This is a genomic window from Psychrobacter sp. 4Bb (assembly GCF_002836735.1).
In the GTDB taxonomy this organism is placed as follows: Bacteria; Pseudomonadota; Gammaproteobacteria; order Pseudomonadales; family Moraxellaceae; genus Psychrobacter.
In genome coordinates this window covers 1-23,236 of record NZ_PJAS01000043.1, presented here as the reverse complement: position 1 = coordinate 23,236, position 23,236 = coordinate 1, and the positions used below count along the sequence as shown (strand labels likewise).

Genomic DNA, 23,236 nt, shown 5'->3' with positions numbered 1-23,236 from the left:
TACCTGTAAAACCTAATAAAATAGTTAAATAAAATTCACTAAAAGCAATTCTAACTTGCTAAATCACAAAACTTAAACCTTTACCATGCTATAAACTTCAAACCCCTATATTGACAACATCATCTAAGTAAAACTAAAAATATAGAAAGCTTCTAAAGCTATATAGATAAAGGGGTAAAGCGTTTTATGTTTTGTAATTTACTCAATAGTTTATTTTTTAAAGACTTCTTAATAATATACTGAGTACCACAATAAGAAGGGTTCTGTCGCTCAATAAAAAATGATAGCTACCACTAAACGGACCATAATTTTAAATTTAATCTACTCTAAAGCTAAGATTGTTAGTATATATTCTCAAAAAATAAGGTCTATGATCAAACCTCGATTTTTACAAGGACACCTGACAAATCTTATTATTAGCGATTTGTGGCGTAAGCCTTATATAAATAGGCTTAGGTAGATTATCAGTAACGTGTATTCATATTTTGGTTAGTGATCAGTATATCTACTAATACCATTTACAAACTCGCAATATTATAGGTATGACAAGTAGCAGTAGTAGGATTATTTGAGTCTACCTATACTTATAACCTATTGTATTTATATAATAACTTTCAAAACCGTTGAGGTTATACAGTCCTATTAGTCCTTCTTGTCCTACCTTTTTAGCTAAAACTGACCATAAAAAAAAGCCGAACAATTAATGTTTGGCTCATATTTATACCTATTGGTGTTTTGTAATAATTTACGTAAGCTTTATAACTTTAAAGCTGTTTCCCCTTGTACTTTCTTTGCATAGCTCTAACTTTAAACCATCGGCAATGCGTCCGTGTCTAAATCTCAACATCATACCAACTGATCGGCTACTCAATGGCTTACCGCCGTTCAGGTCTAGCAATATTTCTTGTAAGTCATTATCTATCTGAGCGTTACGTATAGCTTGATCGTGTAATTCCCTAGCATTAAATATTATATTACTTCGCCATTTATAAATGCATGCTAGTAACTGGCTTAGCGTTTCATGCTCTGGATCTTTCGCCATGTTGTCATCAATTGAGCGTTTAGGATCTGTTAGTCCTGCTACTTGTGTAGATAACCATAACACGGGCTGACGTGCTACAGTGTCCCAGCTCTCAAAACCAGATAAGCTATCTTCAGCCAGACGATACTTGCTGTATGTTTCACTTTGAAGGTAGCCACGTATCAAAGTTATAGCTGCGGTGGCTAGCTTGTATCGGTTACGCTTTATGTATGCAGCTGGTTTTAATCCATCAATAGCAGATAAATTGCGCTTTGCTTTAGTAGGGTTCTCTATACCTGTGTCAAATCGGCATGTTAAGACGCGGCGCGGCATGTCACCAACTAGAGTTATATTATTACCAGTCAATAAAAACATGGCGCGGTGTGCTACTTCTATATTTTGAGTTTGTCCCAGTATGCGTCCGCTCACGCGTTCCGATGTCAGGAATGATGCGATTGTCGCGCTATTAAAATGCCCCATTACGTTATCCCAGATTATAAAGCGCCGTCCCTCCATAGCCATAGATAGTAATGTTTTGCGGATTTCGTCTTCATTCTTTTCTATACTAGGTGTCATTGCTGGGGCTGTACCTGTTGCAAGTAATCCTAAACACTCACAAAAGTACGTCTTACCAGAGCCTTGCTTAGGCGCATCAAAAGCAAAAGCTGGGGCTGTGGCTTGCGTTGGGCGTGTTATCGCTGTCAGTATGGCTGATAAGGCTACACTACGGCTCACGTCATCTGCAAAATCAAACGTGTCAAACGGTTTCATTAACTCATGGTATGCGGCTATTGCATCTTGTTCATTTATCAATGCTGGCACGCTTACACCATGATCCGAACAATCAAGATATAGCTGACTGGCGGCATCGTAACCTTGCTTGCTGACAATGTGGTCATCATGCGTTATGGTTGGCGCGTTAATGACAGCGTTTAGCGACTTTAAGCCCCTGTGTTTGTGCATTGCCAATATTTGCTTAATAACCTTTGCTGGCGGATCAATTAGCCGCTCATGCATTATTTTGCCAGTTTTTTGCCACTGCCAATACTGAGCTATAGCGCCTAGCTCATGCTCTAATAGTGGTTCACTAAACGGCATTATATTACCGTCTTTGACAGTGATTAACTGGTCACCCATATCATAATAATCTGGCAATGCTCGCATAAGTCGTAATGTCTGTAACGTGGTGTCGGTCATCTTACCGCCTACATGCTCCAAGCGGCGCGGCTGCCTCGTAAGTTTATAAGACTTACCTCCGTGTGCTTGGCTAAAAAGGCGCGGGCTTTGGCCTTGTAGATATAACTTACCTGTATTGCTGTGGTTATTATAGTCAGGCTCTAACGGGTCTTTAGTGATTGCCCCGTGATAGTGTTCTGGGTCGTCTAATACTTCGCCTATCGTTGCATGTTTGCCGTCCGCTAATGTGATGATAAAATCACCGGCTAATACGTTCATGCTCAAGGCGCGTAATACGTTGTTTTTTGCGACGATTAATTGATCGTCTGTAGGCTTTGTAATTCCTTGCTTAGTTAAGTTAGCAATAGCTTTATCATGACTGAATATTGTTCTTATTTTGGTTACTTCATCAGCATAGGGTGCTTTGGCTTGCTCTTTGAGTGTAGCGAGCTCTTTTTGCTGTTTTGCTGTCAGTTCAGGTAATACCGTCTTTGTGTCTAGTGGCTGGCCCTCATAGCATTCTGTCGCTACTGAACGCTGTTCCAATGGCGCTATACAACGTGAGCCAGCGGCAAAGTCTAAGCGATTAGGCTGGAATACAGCGCCATCAATCGGTGAACGCTCTAAATAACTTCCTGCCTTGCTAATCTCATAATAACCATGACCATTGAGCCATAACCGTTCAAATAGTATCTTGCCGGCACGTGATATGTCGCTTGCGTCAGCTACAAAAATATAAAGCCGTTGACCACTTAGGCCGTTTAATTGCTCATTACCATTATAAATATAGCTGCTTGAGCTTGGCCGCCATATGTAGGGTATATTATCAAGCGGTATAACATTATTAACAGCCTTGATAAAATCTGCTTTTGATAGCGTCTTATCGTCGCAGTCGAGCATCATAACACCGCCATAATTACCCCATTCAAAATGCTTACTTGTTCGTGTTAATGCGTTATCTGGGCTGCCTTGTTCCTTATAAATTTTACTACTTAATAGCAGCGTTTCATTATTCTCGCCGGCATGAATACCCCAGGTTATCGCCTGATTGTACTCGAGACTGTCCAATATATTGGCTACTTGTTGAGCGCTATAAACGCTTACGTTTACCACCTTACCTTTAGTCATTTGTGCTATGGTATCGGTTATCATGTCACCATTAGCGCCTAGTGTTCGCTTTTTAGTTAGAGTCTTTGGTGTTATACTCGTAATAATACTTAGGTTTGCTATGATTTGAGTATTGAATTGTTCATATTTAACTAATGCCCCTACGTTTGCCGCGTCAGGGGTATTTTTAATATCTATCATATTAGCACCCATCAACTTCGTTATTATCAGAATTGTTAATTTCAGATTCATCAGGGTGCCAGTGTTCAAGCCAATTCAGTACGTCACGATTACGCCATGCTGTGATTGTATTAGAGACCTTGACAGGTGCAGGAAATTTCCCGCTTTTTGACCACTCCCACAAGGTGGTGCTGCCGAAAGGTAATAAAGGTAAAAGTTTGCTGGCTCTACTCATGCCCTCTGGTGGGAGGGTAGAGGTGGGCATCATTGGCTGCTTACTAGATACTTTAAAAGCAGCTGCGGATGTGGTTTCTTGTTGCTCATTCATTATATAGCTCCACGTAGTGAGTTGAGCTGTAACGGTGCGTTACGGCTAACGTGAAGCTATTGTATGAGTAAGAGCAGGAGGTTTATAAGGGTATATAACGGTGATATACCCCTGTTTTTTACTTATTATTGTTTTGTGTGTCAATTCTCAATTGTTGAACTCGTTTAATCCAATCACTTACAGGCTTTTCTGTTATTTTTGCATTAAGATCTTTCGATAAGCTAACTATTTTTGCGTTAGTCGTGCCCTTGTGCGCGTTAATATCTAATTGAGCTTTATAAAATAAGACGTTTAATAGACAGGTTACCGATCTTATACTTTTCGGATTCAATTCCTTATCAGCGTTTACTATTTGGTTTGCTAACTCAGCTTCCTTCTTTTCTAACTGCTCTTCCAACTCAGCAATTTTCTCATCTTTCTTTATTAACTGCTGCTGAGTATCAGGCTTATCTATCAATTTATTTAAGCTATCTTTCCCAATTCTAATATCATCTATCTCTAGAACATAGTCTGCTCTATCTATAAAAAAAGATGAGTAAGGAATGCCTGCTTCCATAATAGAACTTTTCTGATTATAGTAGTCATTCATTTCTTTCGCAGTAAACTTAAAATAGAGCTTTTCTTCAGGGAATTCTGTAATTTGCAGATTAGCTTGTTCAGCCCCAGGTTTTGCTAATAAACTTAGAATGTGTTCATTATCTATTAGTATATAAGCACCGTTTAGAAAGCCATTTTCAAGCTCAGTTTCAAAATCTATTTTGTCTATTTCACCTTGAGTAGCTGTTGTTATTTCATGAATGAATTTACCCTTATACCAAATAGCTAACTTTAGTTTATCCTCTCTGACCAAGTCTTTTACTAAAGTAATAGCGTTTTTCTTACTAACCTCTCCGAGATTATAAAGCTTCATATATGTGATCATCTCATCGATGCTTAAGTATTCTTTAAAATCGAAGATGTTCATGTAGGTATTGCCTTATAGTTTATTTCGTAGATATAAATAGATACTGTTATTAATATATTTAGGGGCTGTAGTAGATAAGCACTATGCTAGACTACTTTTATGAAGATAACCCGTTGTAAACTCAGCAAAAAAGTACAGCGACGACTGTTAGAGTTTTTTACGGCTGAAGTAACCGCTAGAACGGCCGCAGATTTACTCAATATTCAGCCTAATACTGCTGCACTTTTTTACCATAAAATAAGACTCGTTATAGAGTATTATTTATCTCTTGAAGCAGATGACATCTTTGACAGTGAAGTCGAATTAGATGAAAGTTACTTCGGCGGTGTACGTAAAGGCAAAAGAGGCCGAGGTGCTGCTGGTAAGACAGCGGTGTTTGGCATCCTAAAACGAAATGGTAAGGTTTATACCATTGTCGTAGCAGACACCAAACAAACCACGCCAATGCCCGTTATCAAGCGTAAAATCAAGCCTGACAGCTTTGTTTATACTGACAGCTATCGAAGTTACAATGCACTGGATGTGAATGACTTTAAACATTTCAGAGTCAATCACTCTAAAGAGTTTACTTGCGGTAAAAACAATCACATCAATGGTATTGAGAACTTTTGGAATCAGTCTAAACGGACACTCAGAAAATATAATGGAATCGATAAGAAGAACTTCCATTTATTTTTAAAAGAGTGCGAGTTTAGATTTAACTACGGGTCACCATCTAATCAGCTTAAAACGCTGAGAAAATGGTGTGATATTTAATCCTTATCTACTACAGCCCCTTAATTTAATACTCATCAAGGTCATTGGCCAATGCGACTTTGCCATTGTAATGTGATACAACCTCAGTATAAGCGGTTTCGATGGGCGCGCCATAATGGAGAACATGGGTCAACACCAACAGACCTGGTTTGGTCTGATTGGCGATTTTGGCCAAATCCGTTGTCAAAGTGTGGGACAGTTGATGGTAGTTTTGCCAGTTTTTATCTAGCGCGCTCCAGCCTTCATGACTGATCACTTCATGAATCAAAATATCCGCGTTTTTGGCATTTTTGATCAAGTTCTTGTTATAGGTGGTGTCACCTGAGATGACGATGGTTTTATTAGGGGTGGTGATTCTGTAGCCATAAGCTGGCTCGATATCGCCATGACTCACGGTGAACGCTTCTACCGTGAAATCGTTATCATTAAAAATAACGCCGTCTTTAGATATTTCAGTCACATCAACTTTATACATATCGGCGTCGCGTATAGGCGTATTGCCATTAAGACGTAGGGAGATGTCCATTTTTTGCATGTCATAGTAGCCGTTGGTCATACTCTGAAGCCCTGTTGGCCCATAAGCATGCAGCTGCTTGTCGCGTCGCCACCAGTAAGTTGCCGCCAACTCTGGATAGTCCAACGTATGATCGCTATGCAAATGAGTCAAAAATACATTTTTGATCTTTATTGGGTTTAATTCAGGCGCATCCATTGTTTTCCACGCTTGAATGGCGCGTTGCACCGTGCCGTGACCCAAGTCAAATAGATAGGCTTCACCATTATGAATCACCGCGACGCCTGAACCTGCACGTTCGGCATTGGGCACTGGTGTACCTGTACCTAGCATAATCACCCGTGTTTCTGCGTTCGCTGCGATTGTCGATAAGACAGCAGCAGTAAACAATGATATCCATGTCATCGGTGTTTTGATTTTCATGTTTGATCATCCTTGATCATCTATAAGCCGTGATATGGATTAAACCTTACACGCGGCGCTGGCTTCTTGTGCTTTTTCATATACCGCTTGTGGGTCGAGGCCGAGTGCTGCAACATTGTTTAGATATTTTTGCGTACCTGCCTCTAAAGGCCCTTTCCATTGCGGGTCATTTAAAGGATCAAGGATATCAATCATGGTATCGCCTTTGGCTTTGGCTTCGGCCATATATTTGGCATCTTCAGCATCGAACACTTTACCAGCGCTTGCGGCCATGGCTTTGCCCGAGTTATCATCGATGACTTTTTTGAGGTCATCAGGCAGGCTATCGTACTTGTCTTTATTCATCGTGACCATGATAGCCGAGCTATAAAACGGGATGTTGGTATGGGTATTGGTCAGCTCGATCAAGCGAAAAGAGCCGGTGGCATCCCATGGTAGGCTTACCCCATCTAATACGCCGCGCTGCAGCGAAGTATATATGTCGGTAGCTGGTAGGCCGACTGGTGTGCCGCCTGCAGATTCAATGATGTCGCCTGCGATCGCTGATGGTCGGCGCATACGCAGGCCCTTTAAATCATCTGGTGTACGAATAGCTTTATCAACTGTATGCATCCCACCAGGGCCCGTACCCATCATAAATAATAAATGGGTATCGTCGTACTCACTGGAGATTACGCCATCATCATAGAGCGTCTGTAAGATGCAGTTCATTTGTGTGGCGGAGTTAGATAGACCGGGAAGTTCAGCGACTTGGGTCAAGGGGAAGCGCCCGTTGGTGTAGCCTTGCAACTGAGAGCCGATATCGACCGTGCCTTTGGCGGTGGCATCATAGGTGGCGTCGGGTTTACTTAGGGTGGCAGAGGGATATATCTCAACTTTGAGGCGGCCATCAGACTCAGCTTCAACTTTACGCGCCCAAGGCTCAAAGATCTCGGTATGCGTTGCTGCTGTTGCAGGCCAAAAGTGCGAGAAGCGTAGGGTAGTGACCGCATCGTTGTTCGCTGTGGTGGACTCATTTGACTGTGAACACCCTGTTAAGGCCAGCACAGCTGCCAATGTGATGCTCAGAGGGGTTAGGCTCAAAGGTAGTATCTTTCTCATCATAAAATCCCTTTTTTGATGCTGTATTATAAAATATTTGTTCTAAATAAGAACTATTGTTCGCATAGTGAATTTAAAATACCTTTTTTTAAGCGTTTTGTCAATTGATCCGATGGCGGTTATGCATCACGCTGACTCATTTTTTAAAGTGGTATTTTCAATGGCTTGTAATATCGTGTCGCATTGTCTTTGCGCCGCGCCGCAATAGCTAAGTGGTGACAAAATAATTATCAGCTCATGATCCTCGCTCAGCTCGATAGAATGCTCTGCTAGCAAGGCCTGAAACGTGGTGACAAACCCTTGATGTTTGCTATGCGCTTCTTCACTCGCTTGCTCTATCAAAGGATAGATAGCGTCTTCGTTATGTGCAAAGTATTCCTTTAAGCTTTTGCTCAAATAAGCATCGCTATTCAAATCAAGGTTGGCAGACATACGCTCAGGGTACACTTGTAGCCCTTGTAATAAGGTCTTTAAGTACGATACGCCGCCTGCTACTAGCGCCATGCCTTCAGTTAAAGGCACCCAGCTGGCATGCCATTGTCCCAGTGCGCGCTCAAAGGGCTGGGCGGTAGTATTACTAATGACGCTTAAGTGCCCATGCATTCTGAGCGCGGCGGTCTTAATCAAAGCGCACAGTACTGGGTTGCGTTTGTGCGGCATAGATGAAGAGCCGCCCATGCCCTCGATAGGAGGTTCAGCCACTTCACCCAACTCAGATTGAGACATCAAGGCAATGTCATCGACAATATTTTCTATCGTGCCTGCACAAGCATCCAATAGGGAAGCAATTGCATGGATAGGCTGTCTATTGGTATGCCAAGGGAGGAGCGGCGCTGAGAGCCCAAGCGACGCTGCCACTTGTTGCGGCAAATTATGGTCTTCATTGTCTTCGTGACTTACTCCAACAGGGCCGCCCCATTGTAAGTAAAACCCCGACTGAATTAATTGCGACAAATCAGGTATGATGGCGATCAGTGGAGCGGCCCACTGGGCGACTTTTGTGCCAAAAGTAATCGGTAGGGCTTGCTGCATTAAAGTTCTACCTGCCATAGGTGACGAGCGATGCGCTTTAATCAGTACCGAGCAAGCGGTGAGTATCTCCTCCAAATCTTGCGTGATATGCTCAAGTGAGGGCTTGAGCATCATCATCATGGCAGTATCAATCACATCTTGACTGGTCAGTGTTTGATGAAAAAAAGGCCTTACGTCTGATGGTAGCAAAGACTTTGCTTGCGCCACAAAAGGGATAGCTGCGTTACCACCTAAATAAGTCTGGGCTCCAATAGCATCAATATCAAACAATTCTATATCCAATGCGTGTTTAGATTGTTGAAATGTGTTTTTTGGGATAAGCTGATTCTGCTCCCTATGTTCTAAAACGGCTAACTCAAAATCTATCATTGCTTCAATGAAAGCCCGATCAGAAAGTGCCTCGGCAATGCCAAGATGTACAAAAGGCTGATTGATTAATCGATTGATTTTCATTTAGAATCCCTAACTTTGGTAAGTATAAAAAATATTTCTATGACACAAGATAAGAAAATACCCTTTGATAGTCCAGATTTTGTGACATCTCTTGCAGGCGGCTTGAGCGTTCTGCGTGCGTTTGATGACAACCATTCTACGATGACGCTGAGTGAGGTCGCCGAATGTACCGATATGGACAGAGCAAAGGCTCGGCGCTATCTGCTGACGCTGCACGCTTTGGGGTATGTCCATAAGGATAAGCGCCAATTTAAACTCTCTCCCAAGACACTCAGCATTGGATCCAGTTATTTAAGCAGTGCGCATCATCACGATATTGTGCAATTCTATCTAGAACGTGTGACCGAAAAAACGGGTGAGTCTTGTTCATTTGCCGTACTAGATGATGACGAAGTGGTGTATATCGCACGATCTGCGGCCAAGCATCGTCTGTTGTCAATCGCGCTCTCTATCGGTACTCGGCTGCCTGTTGCTTACACCTCTATGGGCCGTGCTATCTTGGCCAATCTACCCAAGAATGAGCGGGACGACTATATCAATAAAATAGAGCTAAACGCGTATACGCCCTTTAGTATCACTGATCGTGAACAATTCAAAAAAATGTTAAGCGACGCTTGTGATGAGCAATACGTGGTTGTCGATCAAGAGCTGGACACCGGTTTACGCTCCCTTGCGATACCTATCTATAAATCAAACAATGAGCTGATCGGTGCCATCAACATCAGTACCAATGCCATGCGCGTATCAAAAGAGATGCTCATCGAAGAGTTTTTGCCCATCTTGCGTGATTGTGCTGAAAAAATCCAAACTTATTATATTTGAGACAGTGATCTCAATATGAAAACGATTCAATGACTGATATCAATATCAAGGCTGCCAACGCTTTATAGAGTTGGCAGCCTTTTTTATTAGGTTGAGCCTAGCTTATAGTCAAAGCATTTATAAATGGGTACGGTGTTAACCTCGCTTGCTTTACAACGGTACTATCTGCACTCGGTTGCCTTGTACTCACTTTAAACTGCTTCGACTATATATCGCGATAATAAGTATACGAGTTCGAGCCCAATGTCGGCTGGTATATAGTGAGTTCACTTTAGATTGAATCAACTATAAACAGTCTCAGTATGATGCAGAAACCATTGACAGAAGAATAATAAAAGTGTAATTTAATTCACTATACGAACATTAATTCTATTATAGAACAAATGCAACCGTATCGATAGATTGTTTAACGATAAAAGTTTGGACACACAAATACGGAAATTTACTGTTTTTTACTTCAAACCATGAGCCTATGAGACAACATTCATTGAGCATATATTGGATCTGGGGTACTTGAACGATCAAAAAGGGATTTTATGATGAGAAAGATACTGCCTTTGAGCCTGACACTTGCCGCTTTAATCGGCTTGACGGCCTGCTCACCATCGAACGAGGCCACGACAAATGCTAAGACAAGTAACGATACAGTCACCACATTACGCTTGTCACATTTATGGCCAGCGACATCTGCCGCGCATACAGAGGTGATAGAGCCTTGGGCAAAAAAGATCGAGGCAGACTCGAACGGCCGCTTAAAAATTGAAATATATCCCTCTGCCACTCTAAGCAAACCTGATGCTACTTATGAGGCTACCGCCAAAGGTACGATCGATATTGGCACACAGCTGCAAGGCTATACCAATGGCCGCTTCCCCTTGACGCAAGTGGCAGAGCTGCCGGGCTTGTCCAGCTCAGCCACGCAAATGAACTGCATGCTACAGACGCTTTATGATGATGGCGTAATCTCCAGTGAGTACGACGATACCCATTTATTATTTATGATGGGTACGGGCCCTGGTGGGATGCATACAGTTGATAAAGCTATTCGTACACCAGATGATTTAAAGGGCCTGCGTATGCGCCGACCATCAGCGATTGCAGGGGATATCATTGAGTCAGCAGGCGGTACGCCCGTCGGTCTGCCCGCCCCAGATTTGTATACCTCTTTGCAGCGCGGCGTTTTAGATGGGGTAAGCCTGACGTGGGATGCAATGGGATCGTTTAGGTTGATTGAGCTGACCAATACCCATACCAACATCCCGTTTTATAGCTCTGCCATGATGGTTACGATGAATAAAGATAAGTATGAAAGCCTGCCCGATGATCTCAAAAAAGTCATCGATGATAACTCGGGTAAAGCCATGGCGGCGAGCGCTGGTAAAGTCTTTGATGCTCAGGATGCTAAATATATGGCTGAAGCCAAAGCCAAAGGCGACACCATGATCGACATCCCCGATCCCTTAAACGATCCGCAATGGAAAGGTCCACTAGAAGTAGGTACTAAAAAGTATCTAAACGATGTCGCTGCTTTGGGCTTAGATTCTCAAATGGTCTACCAAAAGGCGCAAGAAGCCAGTGCGGCTTGTAAAGTGTAGTCTATCAACACTTTTGAACCAGGTGTAATGGACATTTTTCATGCTGGCGTAGGTTCTAAAGCTATATACTGTCTGTATTTGCAAGGAATCAACGCCATGAATCAAAAAACTGCCCTTTTTGTCGTGATAAACACACTAAAAAGAATGGACGTAAGCTAGGCAAACAACAGTACCAATGTCTCTCTTGCAAGCGGCAGTTTTTGGGCGGTATAAGACTCAATAACGAAGCACTTTGGACGGAATATACGCAAGGTAAACAGACGTACAAACAACTGGCTGACAAATACCACTGCAGTCTTAAAACCATTCAAAGACGCTTAGACAACGTCAGTCTTGAATTTCAGATTAAACGGCCTAAGTGCGTTAACATTATTATGGACACCACTTACTTCGGTCGCCAGTTTGGTCTGATGGTATTCATGGACAATACCACTAGAGCCGTTCTTCATTACGCGGTAGTGAGTCACGAAACTAATGGTGCCTACAAGCAAGGGACGGACTACTTAAAGTCGTCAGGTATTGATATACAAAGCATCACCTGTGATGGCAGACGAGGACTTAGGACGCTATTTACGAGCATTCCTTGTCAGATGTGTCAGTTCCATCAACTGCAAATAGTGACCCGTTATCTGACTCGTCGCCCTAAGAACATTGCCAGTATTGAGCTTCGTGGGCTCACTTTAAACTTAACTGGGCTTGATAAAGCCGACTTCATTAAGCGCTTAGATCACTGGTATTTAACTCATGAAGACTATCTGAATGAATGTAGTATTAACACTGATACTGGTAGAACATGGTACACACATAGACGTCTCAGAAGTGCTTATCGTAGTCTCAGAACCAATAGTGATTGGCTATTCACTTATCAAGAATATGAGCAGTTAGACATACCAAATACGACCAATACGCTTGAAGGTTTATTCAGTGAGTTAAAGCGACAATTGCACAGTCATCATGGCTTAAATGAGAACCGTAAGTTACGGTTTATTAAAGACTTTCTACTATCAAAGTCACTCAAATAGAATGAATTTTGTCCATTACGCCATGAACCATAAAAAAAGACCCTAATAGGGTCTTTTTTAAGGTGTTATTTAAAGGTAATACGCTCTAAATATCCAGTACCAGCTGAGCGCTTTTTGCTCGTGAACAGCATGGGGTAAACTGGTCGTTTTTCGCCTGTTCTTCTTCGGTGAGAAACACGTCTTTATGATCTGGCACACCGTCTAGCACACGAGTCAAACACGTGCCGCACATACCCGATTCGCAAGAAAAAGGAATTTCAATATCGAATGCTTCTAAGGCTTCAATGACCGTTTTGTCCGCGGGTACATTGATGATTTGTCCTGTGCTACTAATCTGCACATCAAAGCTATCATCATCGGCCGTGCTGATCGGCGTGGCTGAAAAATACTCGCGATGTAATTGTGCAGCAGGCCAATCTTGTGCTTTTGCGGTCTCAAGAACGTGTTCCATAAAACCACCAGGGCCACACACGTATACATGCGTGTCAGAGTAAGGCGTGGCAAGGACGCTTGCTGCATCCAGCTTTTGCGTGATATCCCCATCATCGAAGTGAAAATGTACCCGATCAGCAAAAGCCGATGCCTGAATACGCTGCATAAAAGCGGTTTTTTCTGGGCTGCGCGTGCAGTAATGCAGCTCAAAGTCTGCGTTAGTATGGGCCAGTCGCTCTGCCATACACAAGATTGGCGTGATGCCGATGCCACCTGCAAATAGTAAACTGCGCTTGGCGTCATGAGCCAGTGGAAAAAGGTTTTTGGGTTCGCTAATCTCTATGCGGTCGCCGATATTTATTTGCTGGTGCATGGCTACCGATCCGCCACGTGAAGCGGGGTCTTTGAGTACCGCTATTTGGTAACGATGTTTTTCGTGGGGGTGATTGCATAGCGAGTATTGGCGCGTGATGCCGTTAGGTATTTTGACATCAACATGGGCGCCCGCACTAAAAGGGGGTAGCGCTTTATTACTTGCGCTTGCTAGCTCAAAAAGACAGATATCATCAGCGATCACTTCTTTTGACTTTACCAAAACTTCCATCATGATAGGTATCCTTAATCCACTAAATACCATGTCAGCATACTTAGCAAATTATTTATTAAATTGTCATTTGATAATGGTATTAACCTCAGCGTTTATAAATTGACGTTCTCTATCATTTGGTTTTCTTCTTTGATGAGCGTGTCTAAGATACGCCGTGACTTGACGCCACCGGTATCAATATTCAGTTTTAGTAGTTTGCGATCAGGATATGTCAACAAGTTGAGCTGCTGACGTTCTAGCATCTCCAAATCCTCGCTAAAGATCTGATGCTGTCCTTGACGAATCTGCTCTGTCAGCTCGGTATCCTCAGGTTTGAAGTTACGCGCCATGCCCCAAAAATACCAAATAGAGGTTTCAGTCTCAGGGGTGATAAAATCGACGACGATGCTGCCTGCCTTGTGCTCAGGATCCGCGTCGTGACCACCTTTTCCAGCATGGGCAACCCCAACTTCAATCATGACGTGACTGGGCGGGCTAAACTTACATATTTGCCATCTGTCTACCGGTACATCATCAGCCAGTTGATTGGCGCGCAGGGCAGCTTGCCAAAAAGGCGGAGCAATGATGTTTTCTATAAAGCGGCTGGTGATAACCATGTCGTCTTCGGAGGTGGTATGGACAGGAGTTTCGTCGATTTCTTCTTGTCCGATACTGCTGGCATGGACATAGGTCTCATGGGTGAGGTCCATCAGATTGTCGATCATGAGGCGATAATCACAGTTAATGTGGAACAGCCCGCCGCCATACGCCCACTCAGGATTGTTTGCCCATTCTAATTCTGGAATGTTGGATTCATCGGCAAGCTCGGCATCACCCGTCCACACCCACACGAAGCCATGACGCTCGATGACAGGGTAGCTGCGGTTGCAAGGAAAGCCTCTGACTCGTTGGCCTGGCATAGCTGCAGTTTTTCCGTCGCCACCCATCTTTAAGCCGTGATAGCCACACACCAGTAGGCCATCTTCTACATAACCTAGTGATAAAGGCGCGCCTCGATGCGGACAAAAGTCTTCGACAGCGGCGACCCCTGTGGCGCTTTGATAAAAGACAATGTTTTCGCCGCATATGGTGCGTCCTAGCGGCTTTTCTTGAAATTCATCTGGTGTACAGGCAACGTACCAGCAGTTTTTTGGAAACATAACAAGCTCCTTTTGTTTGTAAAAATTCATATAACTGGATCCAATTTAGCATAAAAATAGCTTTTGTCTACTAAAATTTTGGTAAATTGGATCCAATAAGTCAATATTATCTATTTTTTTGTGCAAATTTTATACAGATCAACAATAATGTATTTATTCTTATTGCTAGGTATTACTTTGCCTTCGTCATTCTTATCGAAAGTATGTCTGAGCAGACACAACCAATAAAAAATAGGATGGTTGGTCTATGATTGGCGCACACTGTTTATGCTGCTAGCGTGCTATGCTGATGCTGAGCTAAATGATGTCGATTTTGATGTTGGTCTTGATGGCAGGCTCGTTTGGTCTTTTAAAAATGTGAATGGATGGTGAGGTTTGAATGAGTGAAGCGGGACAACGCGTGATCAGTGCACTACGGCAAATGATTCTCTCTGGTGAATTGGTAGCTGGAGAGCGTATTGCTGAAATACCGACAGCTGAACGTCTGGGCGTGTCTCGTACACCGATACGTATCGCGTTTGGTGCGCTTGCGCAAGAAGGGCTATTGATTAAAATCAAGAATCGCGGCTATCGCGTGCGCGAAGTGACGCCCGAAGAAATCAATGGCGCGGTTGAAGTTAGAGGCGTGTTAGAAGGCTTGGCTGCACGGCAGGCTGCGGAAAGAGGACTGACGGCAGAACACCGTCAAAGCATGGTGACATGTCTGGTAAAAGGGGATGCATTGTTTGCCAAAGGGTATGTGACCGAAGAAGATCTTGAAATCTATCATGAGATTAACCAACGCTTTCATGCGTTAATCATTGCAGCCAGCCACAACCCTGCCATCGATATTGCAAAGACGCGCAGTGAGCACCTGCCTTTTGCCTCCGTCAGCTCGTTGGCGATTGATCGTAATAACTTGGCAGGCGAGTATCGGCGGTTTAATTTTGCCCATATGCAGCATCACGCGGTTTTTGATGCAATCAGTCATGGTCAAGGAGCCAGAGCTGAAGGGATCATGAGAGAGCATGCCAATGCCACCTTGCGTTATGCACAGATATTCAACTCTGAACTAAAGGATCCCGATACGATACGGGTGATTGGCTTTGATGTCAGTAATGACTAGTTGCTATTCACTTCACCTATTTACGATCAAACTATATATGAACAAAAAAGACCCAACCGGGTCTTTTTTATTTTTGGGTAAATCATTCGTCATGTTTCTGAGATTTGCCGCGATAAAAGAAATGTGAAATAGGAGGTTCAATTGAAGATAATACGGAATAACTCAATTGACAAGCGAAAAAAAAGGGTGTAATTTAATTCATTATACGAACAATAATTCTTATATAGAACAATATTGGTAATCATCAATATTGGCTTGTAAGGATATAACGTACTCACATAGCGTATTCATATCGTCTCTAGGGAGAGAGCAGCATGGCCGCAGTCTATATTTGTCATCCAAAACGTTCAGCAGTGGGTCGCTACGGCGGCGCTCTGGCAGATATTCGCCCTGACGATCTGTTAGCGCAAGTCATCAAGGCGGTAATCGATGATGCGCCTGACTTTGATCACAGCGCGATTGAAGATGCCTTTATGGGCTGTGCCAACCAAAGCGGCGAAGACAACCGCAACGTGGCGCGTATGAGTGTGCTGCTATCAGGTCTACCAGAGACCGTCCCTGCCAATACCATCAATCGGTTGTGCGGCTCAGGTCTGGATGCGGTCGGCACTGCGTTTCGCGCGATTGCCAGCGGCGAGATGGATCTGGTGCTGGCAGGTGGCGTTGAGTCCATGACGCGCGCGCCCTTTGTTATGGGTAAGCCCGAAAAAGCCTACGGCCGCAGCCAAACCTTGCAAGACACGACCATGGGCTGGCGCTTTATCAACAAAAAGCTAGATGCGCTCTATGGTACAGAAGCCATGCCGCAAACCGCGGAAAATCTAGCCAAACAATACAATATCTCACGTGCCGATCAAGACAGCTTCGCGCTATGGTCGCAGCAAAAAGCCGCGGCTGCACAAGACAATGGACAACTGGCGGCTGAAATCACTCCTATCACTATCGAGAGATACAAGAAGGACGCACTCATCGTTGATACAGATGAGCATCCACGTCCAGACACAACCATAGAAGCCTTAGAAAAACTGCGCCCTATCTATAAGGACGGCACGGTGACGGCTGGTAATGCCTCAGGTATCAATGATGGCGCGGCGGCTATGCTGATTGCCAGCGAAGCGGCCGTTGAAAAGTACGGTCTAACCCCAGTGGCAAAAATCGAAGGGATGGCAACGGCAGGTGTGTTGCCAGAGATTATGGGTATAGGCCCCGTACCAGCGACCCAAAAGCTGTTAAAGAAACTCAATTTGACGCTAGATGATATGGATGTTATTGAGCTAAATGAAGCGTTTGCGGCACAAGCATTGGCTTGCTCACGCGCCCTTGGGCTGGATGACCGTGATCCACGTATCAATCCTAGAGGCGGCTCAATCGCCTTGGGTCATCCGCTTGGCGCGTCTGGCGCGCGTATCTTGATTTCAGCGGTTCACGAATTACAACGTACCGATGCACAGCGTGCGCTATGCACCATGTGTATTGGTGTGGGGCAAGGCATCGCGCTCATCGTTTCACGAGTAGGAGAGGAATAATGGCATTTTTGAACACAGACGCGCATCTGATCGCTTACCAAGACAGCGGCGAGACGTACTTGCCAGCGATTTTTATGGCGCATCCGCTTGGTATGAGCCGTGATGTGTGGGACACCGTATGTGATGGGCTGCATGGACATTATCGCTGTGTGCGCTGGGATTTCCCCGGTCACGGGAGTAGCGGCGCGGCTGCAAAAGGGCTGAGTGCTGAGCAGTTGGCATTGGATGTTACGGCGCTTGCCGATCACCTGCAGATTGAGACTTTTAACTTCATTGGTACGTCAATCGGCGGCGTGATTGGTCAGTCGTTATGTCAAATCGCCGCTGAGCGTTTAGAGCAGGTATGGCTGACCAATACTGGCGCGGTCATTGGCACCGCAGCGGCGTGGGCGGAGCGTGCGGCTAACGTGCGCCAGTTGGGCTTGGGCGAGATGGCAGCCACCATTGTACCGCGCTGGTTTGCACCTGCTTATATCGAGAAAAATCCTGAAGTCTCACAAGGCTGGCAAGTGCAGCTGTCACGCACGGATGACGAAAGCTACGCTAAGCTGTGTGAGGTATTGGCGCAAGTCGATAACCGTGGAAAGCTTGCCGATTATCCCAGTCAGGTATCGCTTATCGCGGGTGCAGAGGATGTCTCTACACCGATTGCGGCACTAGAATCCCTACAAGCTGAATTTGCTGATGCAAGCCTAAGCGTCTTTGAAGGCGTGGGGCATGTCCCATCTATTGAAGCGACCGATAATTTGGTGGCGCATATTCAGAATAATGCTGGCCGCGCCACCGTTGGTGAGACAGGCATCAGCTACGAGCAAGGTCTGACACAGCGCAAGCACATTTTGGGTGATGCCCATGTCGAGCGCGCGTCCAAAAACGCCACGACATTAGACAGCCCGTTCCAGCAATTTATCACCCGTAACGCATGGGGCGAGCTGTGGGGTGACCCTAGTCTCACGGTGCAACAGCGCAGTATGATTACCACGGGTATATTGGCCGCGCTTGGTCGTGATGGCGAGCTAGGGCTGCATTTGCGTACCGCCAAGCGCTTGGGTATCTCCGAAGATCAGTTGCGCCAAGTATTGATGCATGTGTCTATTTATGCAGGTGTGCCAGCGGCCAATCATGCGTTTTCGTTGGCCAAAGAAAACGGATGGGGCGATGCCTTGTTATAAAGGTTAATAGTCAATCAGACGCCAGACATCAAATTTGTATTATTAGTATGGAGAACACTGCAATGAGTCATAAATACCCTTCTTTTCTTCCACGTGATCGGTCTTGGCAGCCTGAACAGTATACGCCTGGCTACAAAACCTCGGTGGCGCGTTCACCCAGTCAGGCATTGGTCAGTATCCAAAGAGCCAGTGACTCAGAGCGTAGTGGTCCTATTTTTGATGGCTTAGAAATCGGTCAGTATGACAATGACTTGCTCATGAATTTTCGGACAGAAGGCGAGCAAGCAGGGTTGCCTATTGGTGAGCGTATCATCATGCACGGTCAGGTGATTGATCAGTTTGGCAAGCCTGTGCCCAATACTTTGGTTGAGATGTGGCAAGCCAATGCGGGTGGTAAATACCGTCACAAAAAAGATGGTTATTTGGCACCACTAGACCCCAACTTCGGTGGCGTCGGTCGCTGCATCACTGATGCTGAAGGTCGCTATCGGTTTCGTACGGTAAGACCAGGTCCTTATCCGTGGCCAAATGGTGTGAATACCTGGCGTCCAGCACACATTCACGTATCAGTGATGGGACCTTCTATTTCGACGCGCTTGATTACGCAATTGTACTTCGAAGGGGATCCGCTCATTCCGCTATGTCCGATTGTACAAGTGCTAAAAGACCCAGAAGCGGTTGAAACGATGATTGCCCGCTTAGATATGACCATGAGTAAGCCAATGGATTGTTTGGCCTATCGTTTTGACATCGTGGTGCGCGGTGCATTACAAACGTATTTTGAGGAGTAGATCATGTATAGCCAATACAAATTACAAGATGATAGCGGTTTGCTGCGTGAGACGGCGTCACAAACGGCAGGGCCTTTTGTGCATATCGGTTTGGCATTAGAAATAGCAGGTTTTGAATCTCGTTCAGATGAAATTTGGCAAGATTTGGCCAAAGAAGGTGCTAAAGGTGAGCATATCGAGTTAGTGGGTCATGTATACGATGGTAATGGTGAAGCGGTTCATGATGCCCTGATTGAAATATGGCAAGCGGACAGCAGTGGTAACTATGTTGCCAATTTTGACAACAAACAACCTTTTAGTGGATTTGGGCGTAGTGCTTGTGCCTTAGATGGCGATTTTCATTTCCATACGGTAAAACCAGGACAGGTAGATTTTTATGGTAAGCCTATGGCGCCGCACGTCAACCTTGCCATTTTTGCTCGTGGCATCAACTTGCATCTACAAACCCGTGCCTATTTCGATGACGAACCAGAAGCGAATACCGAGTGTCCTATATTAAATAGTGTGCCTTCAGCAGAACGTCGTAAAACGCTGATTGCCAAAAAAGAGCAAAGCGATGGTAAGCCCCGCTATCGATTTGATATTTATTTACAAGGCGATAATGAGACTGTTTTCTTTGATTTTTAGCGAATTATTCTGTAATACCAATAGATTAATACATAGGCATTTTTAGACCGTTAGTATTTTTTATTCAACGTCTTTAGGCAAAGTGGAATTTGCCAAATAACAAGTGAGAGGGATTTCATGAAACAGAAAACACAAGTTGCGATTGTTGGTGCAGGCCCATCTGGATTACTGCTTGGGCAATTACTGACGAAAGCGGGTATCGACAATGTCATTTTAGAGCGCAAAACGGGCGAGTATGTCCTAAGTCGTATTCGCGCAGGCGTTTTAGAGCAGGGTACGGTCAACCTGATCCGCGAGTCAGGGGCCGGAGCGCGCATGGATAAAGAAGGATTGGTTCATACTGGTACGGATTTTAGTTTTCAGGGCGAGCACTACCACATCGACATAGAAAAACACAGTGGCGGCAAGCATGTCGTTGTGTATGGGCAGACTGAGGTAACGCGCGACTTGATGGAAGCACGTGAAAAAGTCGGTGGCACAACGGTTTATGAAGCAGAAAACGTCGAGCTCCATGATATTGAATCAGACAATCCTTACGTGACCTATCAGCATAATGGCGAATCGTTCCATTTGGACTGTGATTACATCGCTGGCTGTGATGGCTCTCATGGTATCTCACGTAAATCCATCCCCTCTAACGAACTAGAAGAATATGAAAAAGTCTATCCGTTTGGTTGGCTTGGGCTCATGAGTGACACTCCACCTGTGAATGATGAGTTGGTTTATTGTGCCCATGAGCGCGGTTTTGCGCTATGTTCGATGCGCTCGCCAACCCGTAGCCGCTACTATATCCAAGTACCAGACACAGATAAGATCGAAAACTGGAACGAAGAGAAATTTTGGGCTGAGCTCAAACGCCGTATTCCGTCTGAGATGGCAGAACGATTGGTAACTGGGCCTGCTATTGAGATGAGTATTGCTCCACTGCGCTCTTATGTCTGCGAAACCATGCAATATGGCAAAGTGTTCCTATTAGGAGATGCCGCACACATCGTTCCACCAACGGGTGCTAAGGGTTTGAACCTTGCTGCAAGCGACGTAGAAACAGCCTTTCGTTTATTCGTAAAAATCTACGAGGAGCAACGTACTGACCTGATTCCTCGTTATCAAGAAATCTGTTTGGCACGTGCTTGGAAAGCGGTTCGTTTTTCGTGGTGGATGACGATGCTATTACACCGTTTTCAGAGTGCAGGTCGTTTTGATTTTCGAGTACAGCAGGCTGAGTTTGATTACTTTATTCATTCAGATGCTGGCAAAGCCACGATAGCTGAAAACTACGTCGGCTTACCGTTTGAGGCATTGGAGTAAATAGCTGCGTTTCAATTATTTATATCTGGCGACTTAACTCTTTTATATAGGATGATTCAATGTTAAATAAAGTGACGGAATCTGCTATCGATGCCATGAGCCATATCAATGATGGCGCAACCATTTTGATAGGTGGCTTTGGTTTGGCAGGTCAACCAGCAGAACTGATTGACGCACTGATTGAACGCAATGCTAAGGATTTAACCATCGTTAGCAATAATGCAGGCAATGGCGAGACGGGATTGGCACTGTTACTAAAGTCAGGTTGCGTGCGCAAGATTATTTGCTCGTTTCCGCGTCAGCATGACTCGTATATCTTTGATGATCTTTACCGCGCAGGAAAAATTGAGTTAGAAGTGGTACCGCAAGGCACGCTAGCGGCGCGTATGCAAGCAGGTGGTAGTGGTCTTGGTGCCATTTATACCCCAACGGCCTACGGCACACTGCTTGCGGAAGGCAAGGAAACCCGCAAGATTGACGGCAAAAACTACGTATTGGAATATCCTATTAAAGCTGATTTTGCCTTGATTAAAGCCTTTAAAGGCGATCGCTGGGGCAATCTGACGTATCGCAAAGCTGCGCGTAATTTTGGTCCGATTATGGCGGCAGCCTCCCACCATACTATCGCTCAAGTCAGCGAAGTGGTTGAGCTCGGAGTACTCGATCCAGAACACATTATCACCCCAGGTATTTTTGTCCACGAAGTCGTCTGTATTGAAGGAGAGGCATCATGAGTGATTACACCTCACGTTCAGTCGAAGAGATTGCCAAGCGCGTTGCCCAAGATATCGAAGAGGGTATGTATGTCAATCTAGGCATCGGACAGCCAACCCGAGTCGCTGATTTTCTTCCAAAAGACAAAGACATTTTTTTGCACAGTGAGAACGGTGTGCTAGGTATGGGACCAGCGCCTGAGGAAGCGGATAGAGATGGCGACTTGATCAATGCCGGTAAACAATATATCACCTTACTCAAAGGTGGTAGTTATTTTCACCATGGTGACTCGTTTGCCATGATCCGTGGAGGGCACATTGACCTATGTGTTCTTGGGGCATTTGAAGTGGCTGAAAATGGCGATATTGCCAACTGGTTTTTGGGTCGTCCAAAAGACATTCCAGCCGTTGGCGGTGCCATGGATTTGGCAGTTGGTGCTAAAAAAGTGTACGTCATCATGGATCATGTTAGCAAAAATGGTGATCCTAAAATTGTCGAAAATCTAAAGCTACCTATCACTGGCGAAAAATGTGTTAATCGAATTTATACGGATCTTGCGGTGATTGATATCACTGAGCAAGGGTTGATGGTTCGTGACATGGTCGATGGACTAACCTTTGATGAGTTGCAAGCAAAAACAGGTGCCGCATTGCAACAACCATAATTTAGATAAACGCTTAGTGTTCCATCATACGTAAAGTTCTTAACCATCAAGAAGGGATTTCATGATGAAAAAAAAATTGTCTATAGCAGTCATGCAGACTGTTTGGCCGCTTATACATAATGAGTCGACTCATTATGTATCTGCCTTTGGTAACGCGGTAGGTGCAACATGACCCTACTAATCAAGCTCAGCGTCCTCATCTCTAGATTGTGTCAGCTTATAGGCGGTATCAGTCTTATCATTATTGTTCTCACCACCATGCTAGACGTCGTCGCCCGTTACATCTTTAAACTTACTGGCGGTGAGTTTGGCTTTACCGTCAAAGGCAGTGTAGAGATCGTCTCCTACTTTATGCTCTTTGCACTACTGGCTGCCTTTGCCGCTTTTGTCGAACGCTCACAAATCATCGTAGATGTCTTTACCCAGAAGATGCCCCAGTCTATCAAAGGCTACATGATGGGCGTCTTTATGCTTGGCTTCTTTGCCATCGGCATCGTCTTTGCATGGGGACTCTATGAGAGCGCCATCGACGCCATGGAGTTTGGCAAAGTCACCCAAGATCTTCGTATCTCCATGATGCCAATCTACCTCATCAGTGCTTTGTTAAGCGCCTTACTGGCCATCCGCTCACTGATCGAATCCATCAACATCTTTAAA

21 protein-coding genes are annotated in these 23,236 nt (G+C 44.6%); 13 read left to right on the top strand and 8 right to left on the bottom strand.

The annotated features are described in order from the left end of the window. Positions 1 to 745: 745 nt before the first annotated feature. The 3 genes from CXF60_RS01815 to CXF60_RS01805 form a co-directional block, all read right to left on the bottom strand. Entirely contained in the window at positions 746 to 3,349 is a 2,604-nt protein-coding gene (locus CXF60_RS01815; protein WP_145990192.1) for a hypothetical protein, read from the bottom strand. A gap of 157 nt (positions 3,350 to 3,506) precedes the next feature. Beyond that, entirely contained in the window at positions 3,507 to 3,812 is a 306-nt protein-coding gene (locus CXF60_RS01810; protein ID WP_228707000.1) for a helix-turn-helix transcriptional regulator, read from the bottom strand. Between the two features lie 118 nt (positions 3,813 to 3,930). Next, on the bottom strand, positions 3,931 to 4,776 hold the full coding sequence (locus tag CXF60_RS01805; RefSeq protein ID WP_102090543.1) for a hypothetical protein: 846 nt from the start codon (positions 4,774 to 4,776) through the stop codon (positions 3,931 to 3,933). A gap of 99 nt (positions 4,777 to 4,875) precedes the next feature. Here CXF60_RS01805 and CXF60_RS01800 point away from each other — a divergent pair, with 99 nt between their 5' ends. Then, positions 4,876 to 5,532 (top strand): IS1595 family transposase, encoded by a 657-nt coding sequence (locus tag CXF60_RS01800; protein WP_102090542.1) that lies wholly within the window; start codon positions 4,876 to 4,878, stop codon positions 5,530 to 5,532. A 25-nt stretch (positions 5,533 to 5,557) separates the two neighbouring features. On the opposite strand, the gene CXF60_RS01795 is transcribed toward CXF60_RS01800, so the two are convergent. From CXF60_RS01795 to CXF60_RS01785, 3 genes are all read right to left on the bottom strand, one after another. Next, complete coding sequence (locus CXF60_RS01795) at positions 5,558 to 6,469, bottom strand: MBL fold metallo-hydrolase (protein ID WP_102090541.1); 912 nt, start codon at positions 6,467 to 6,469, stop codon at positions 5,558 to 5,560. A 39-nt stretch (positions 6,470 to 6,508) separates the two neighbouring features. Beyond that, on the bottom strand, positions 6,509 to 7,570 hold the full coding sequence (locus tag CXF60_RS01790) for a TRAP transporter substrate-binding protein (protein ID WP_102090540.1): 1,062 nt from the start codon (positions 7,568 to 7,570) through the stop codon (positions 6,509 to 6,511). A gap of 126 nt (positions 7,571 to 7,696) precedes the next feature. After that, on the bottom strand, positions 7,697 to 9,055 hold the full coding sequence (locus CXF60_RS01785) for a lyase family protein (protein ID WP_102090539.1): 1,359 nt from the start codon (positions 9,053 to 9,055) through the stop codon (positions 7,697 to 7,699). Positions 9,056 to 9,094: 39 nt separating this feature from the next. On the opposite strand from CXF60_RS01785, the gene CXF60_RS01780 reads away from it, so the two are divergent. The 3 genes from CXF60_RS01780 to CXF60_RS01770 all read left to right on the top strand — a co-directional run bounded on the left by CXF60_RS01780 (position 9,095) and on the right by CXF60_RS01770 (position 12,494). Then, positions 9,095 to 9,877, top strand: a complete 783-nt coding sequence (locus CXF60_RS01780) for an IclR family transcriptional regulator domain-containing protein (protein ID WP_102090538.1) — start codon at positions 9,095 to 9,097, stop codon at positions 9,875 to 9,877. A 539-nt stretch (positions 9,878 to 10,416) separates the two neighbouring features. Beyond that, positions 10,417 to 11,472, top strand: a complete 1,056-nt coding sequence (dctP, locus tag CXF60_RS01775) for a TRAP transporter substrate-binding protein (RefSeq protein ID WP_102090537.1) — start codon at positions 10,417 to 10,419, stop codon at positions 11,470 to 11,472. A 68-nt stretch (positions 11,473 to 11,540) separates the two neighbouring features. Further along, positions 11,541 to 12,494 (top strand): IS256 family transposase, variant Zn-binding type, encoded by a 954-nt coding sequence (locus tag CXF60_RS01770; protein ID WP_416376860.1) that lies wholly within the window; start codon positions 11,541 to 11,543, stop codon positions 12,492 to 12,494. Between the two features lie 85 nt (positions 12,495 to 12,579). On the opposite strand, the gene CXF60_RS01765 is transcribed toward CXF60_RS01770, so the two are convergent. Together CXF60_RS01765 and CXF60_RS01760 are read right to left on the bottom strand one after the other, a co-directional pair. Next, positions 12,580 to 13,533 (bottom strand): PDR/VanB family oxidoreductase, encoded by a 954-nt coding sequence (locus tag CXF60_RS01765; protein WP_102090535.1) that lies wholly within the window; start codon positions 13,531 to 13,533, stop codon positions 12,580 to 12,582. A 92-nt stretch (positions 13,534 to 13,625) separates the two neighbouring features. After that, entirely contained in the window at positions 13,626 to 14,672 is a 1,047-nt protein-coding gene (locus CXF60_RS01760) for an aromatic ring-hydroxylating oxygenase subunit alpha (RefSeq protein WP_102090534.1), read from the bottom strand. Between the two features lie 379 nt (positions 14,673 to 15,051). Here CXF60_RS01760 and CXF60_RS01755 point away from each other — a divergent pair, with 379 nt between their 5' ends. From CXF60_RS01755 to CXF60_RS01715, 9 genes are all read left to right on the top strand, one after another. Beyond that, a complete protein-coding gene (locus CXF60_RS01755) occupies positions 15,052 to 15,777 on the top strand; it encodes a GntR family transcriptional regulator (protein ID WP_102090533.1) in 726 nt (241 codons plus the stop codon). Positions 15,778 to 16,091: 314 nt separating this feature from the next. Next, complete coding sequence (gene pcaF, locus CXF60_RS01750; RefSeq protein WP_102090532.1) at positions 16,092 to 17,303, top strand: 3-oxoadipyl-CoA thiolase; 1,212 nt, start codon at positions 16,092 to 16,094, stop codon at positions 17,301 to 17,303. Continuing rightward, a complete protein-coding gene (locus CXF60_RS01745) occupies positions 17,303 to 18,475 on the top strand; it encodes an alpha/beta fold hydrolase (RefSeq protein ID WP_102090531.1) in 1,173 nt (390 codons plus the stop codon). Before pcaF ends, CXF60_RS01745 begins: the two co-directional genes overlap by 1 nt. A 62-nt stretch (positions 18,476 to 18,537) precedes the next feature. Beyond that, positions 18,538 to 19,266, top strand: coding sequence for a protocatechuate 3,4-dioxygenase subunit beta (pcaH, locus tag CXF60_RS01740; RefSeq protein WP_102090530.1), 729 nt, complete (start codon positions 18,538 to 18,540; stop codon positions 19,264 to 19,266). A gap of 3 nt (positions 19,267 to 19,269) precedes the next feature. Continuing rightward, complete coding sequence (gene pcaG / locus CXF60_RS01735; RefSeq protein WP_102090529.1) at positions 19,270 to 19,893, top strand: protocatechuate 3,4-dioxygenase subunit alpha; 624 nt, start codon at positions 19,270 to 19,272, stop codon at positions 19,891 to 19,893. Positions 19,894 to 20,010: 117 nt separating this feature from the next. Then, a complete protein-coding gene (gene pobA / locus CXF60_RS01730) occupies positions 20,011 to 21,201 on the top strand; it encodes a 4-hydroxybenzoate 3-monooxygenase (RefSeq protein ID WP_102090528.1) in 1,191 nt (396 codons plus the stop codon). A gap of 59 nt (positions 21,202 to 21,260) precedes the next feature. Beyond that, entirely contained in the window at positions 21,261 to 21,935 is a 675-nt protein-coding gene (locus CXF60_RS01725; RefSeq protein WP_102090527.1) for a 3-oxoacid CoA-transferase subunit A, read from the top strand. After that, positions 21,932 to 22,579 (top strand): 3-oxoacid CoA-transferase subunit B, encoded by a 648-nt coding sequence (locus tag CXF60_RS01720; protein ID WP_102090526.1) that lies wholly within the window; start codon positions 21,932 to 21,934, stop codon positions 22,577 to 22,579. The genes CXF60_RS01725 and CXF60_RS01720 overlap by 4 nt, the downstream gene beginning before the upstream one ends. 168 nt (positions 22,580 to 22,747) lie before the next feature. Beyond that, a partial coding sequence (locus CXF60_RS01715; RefSeq protein ID WP_102090525.1) for a TRAP transporter small permease occupies positions 22,748 to 23,236 on the top strand: 489 nt, incomplete at its 3' end.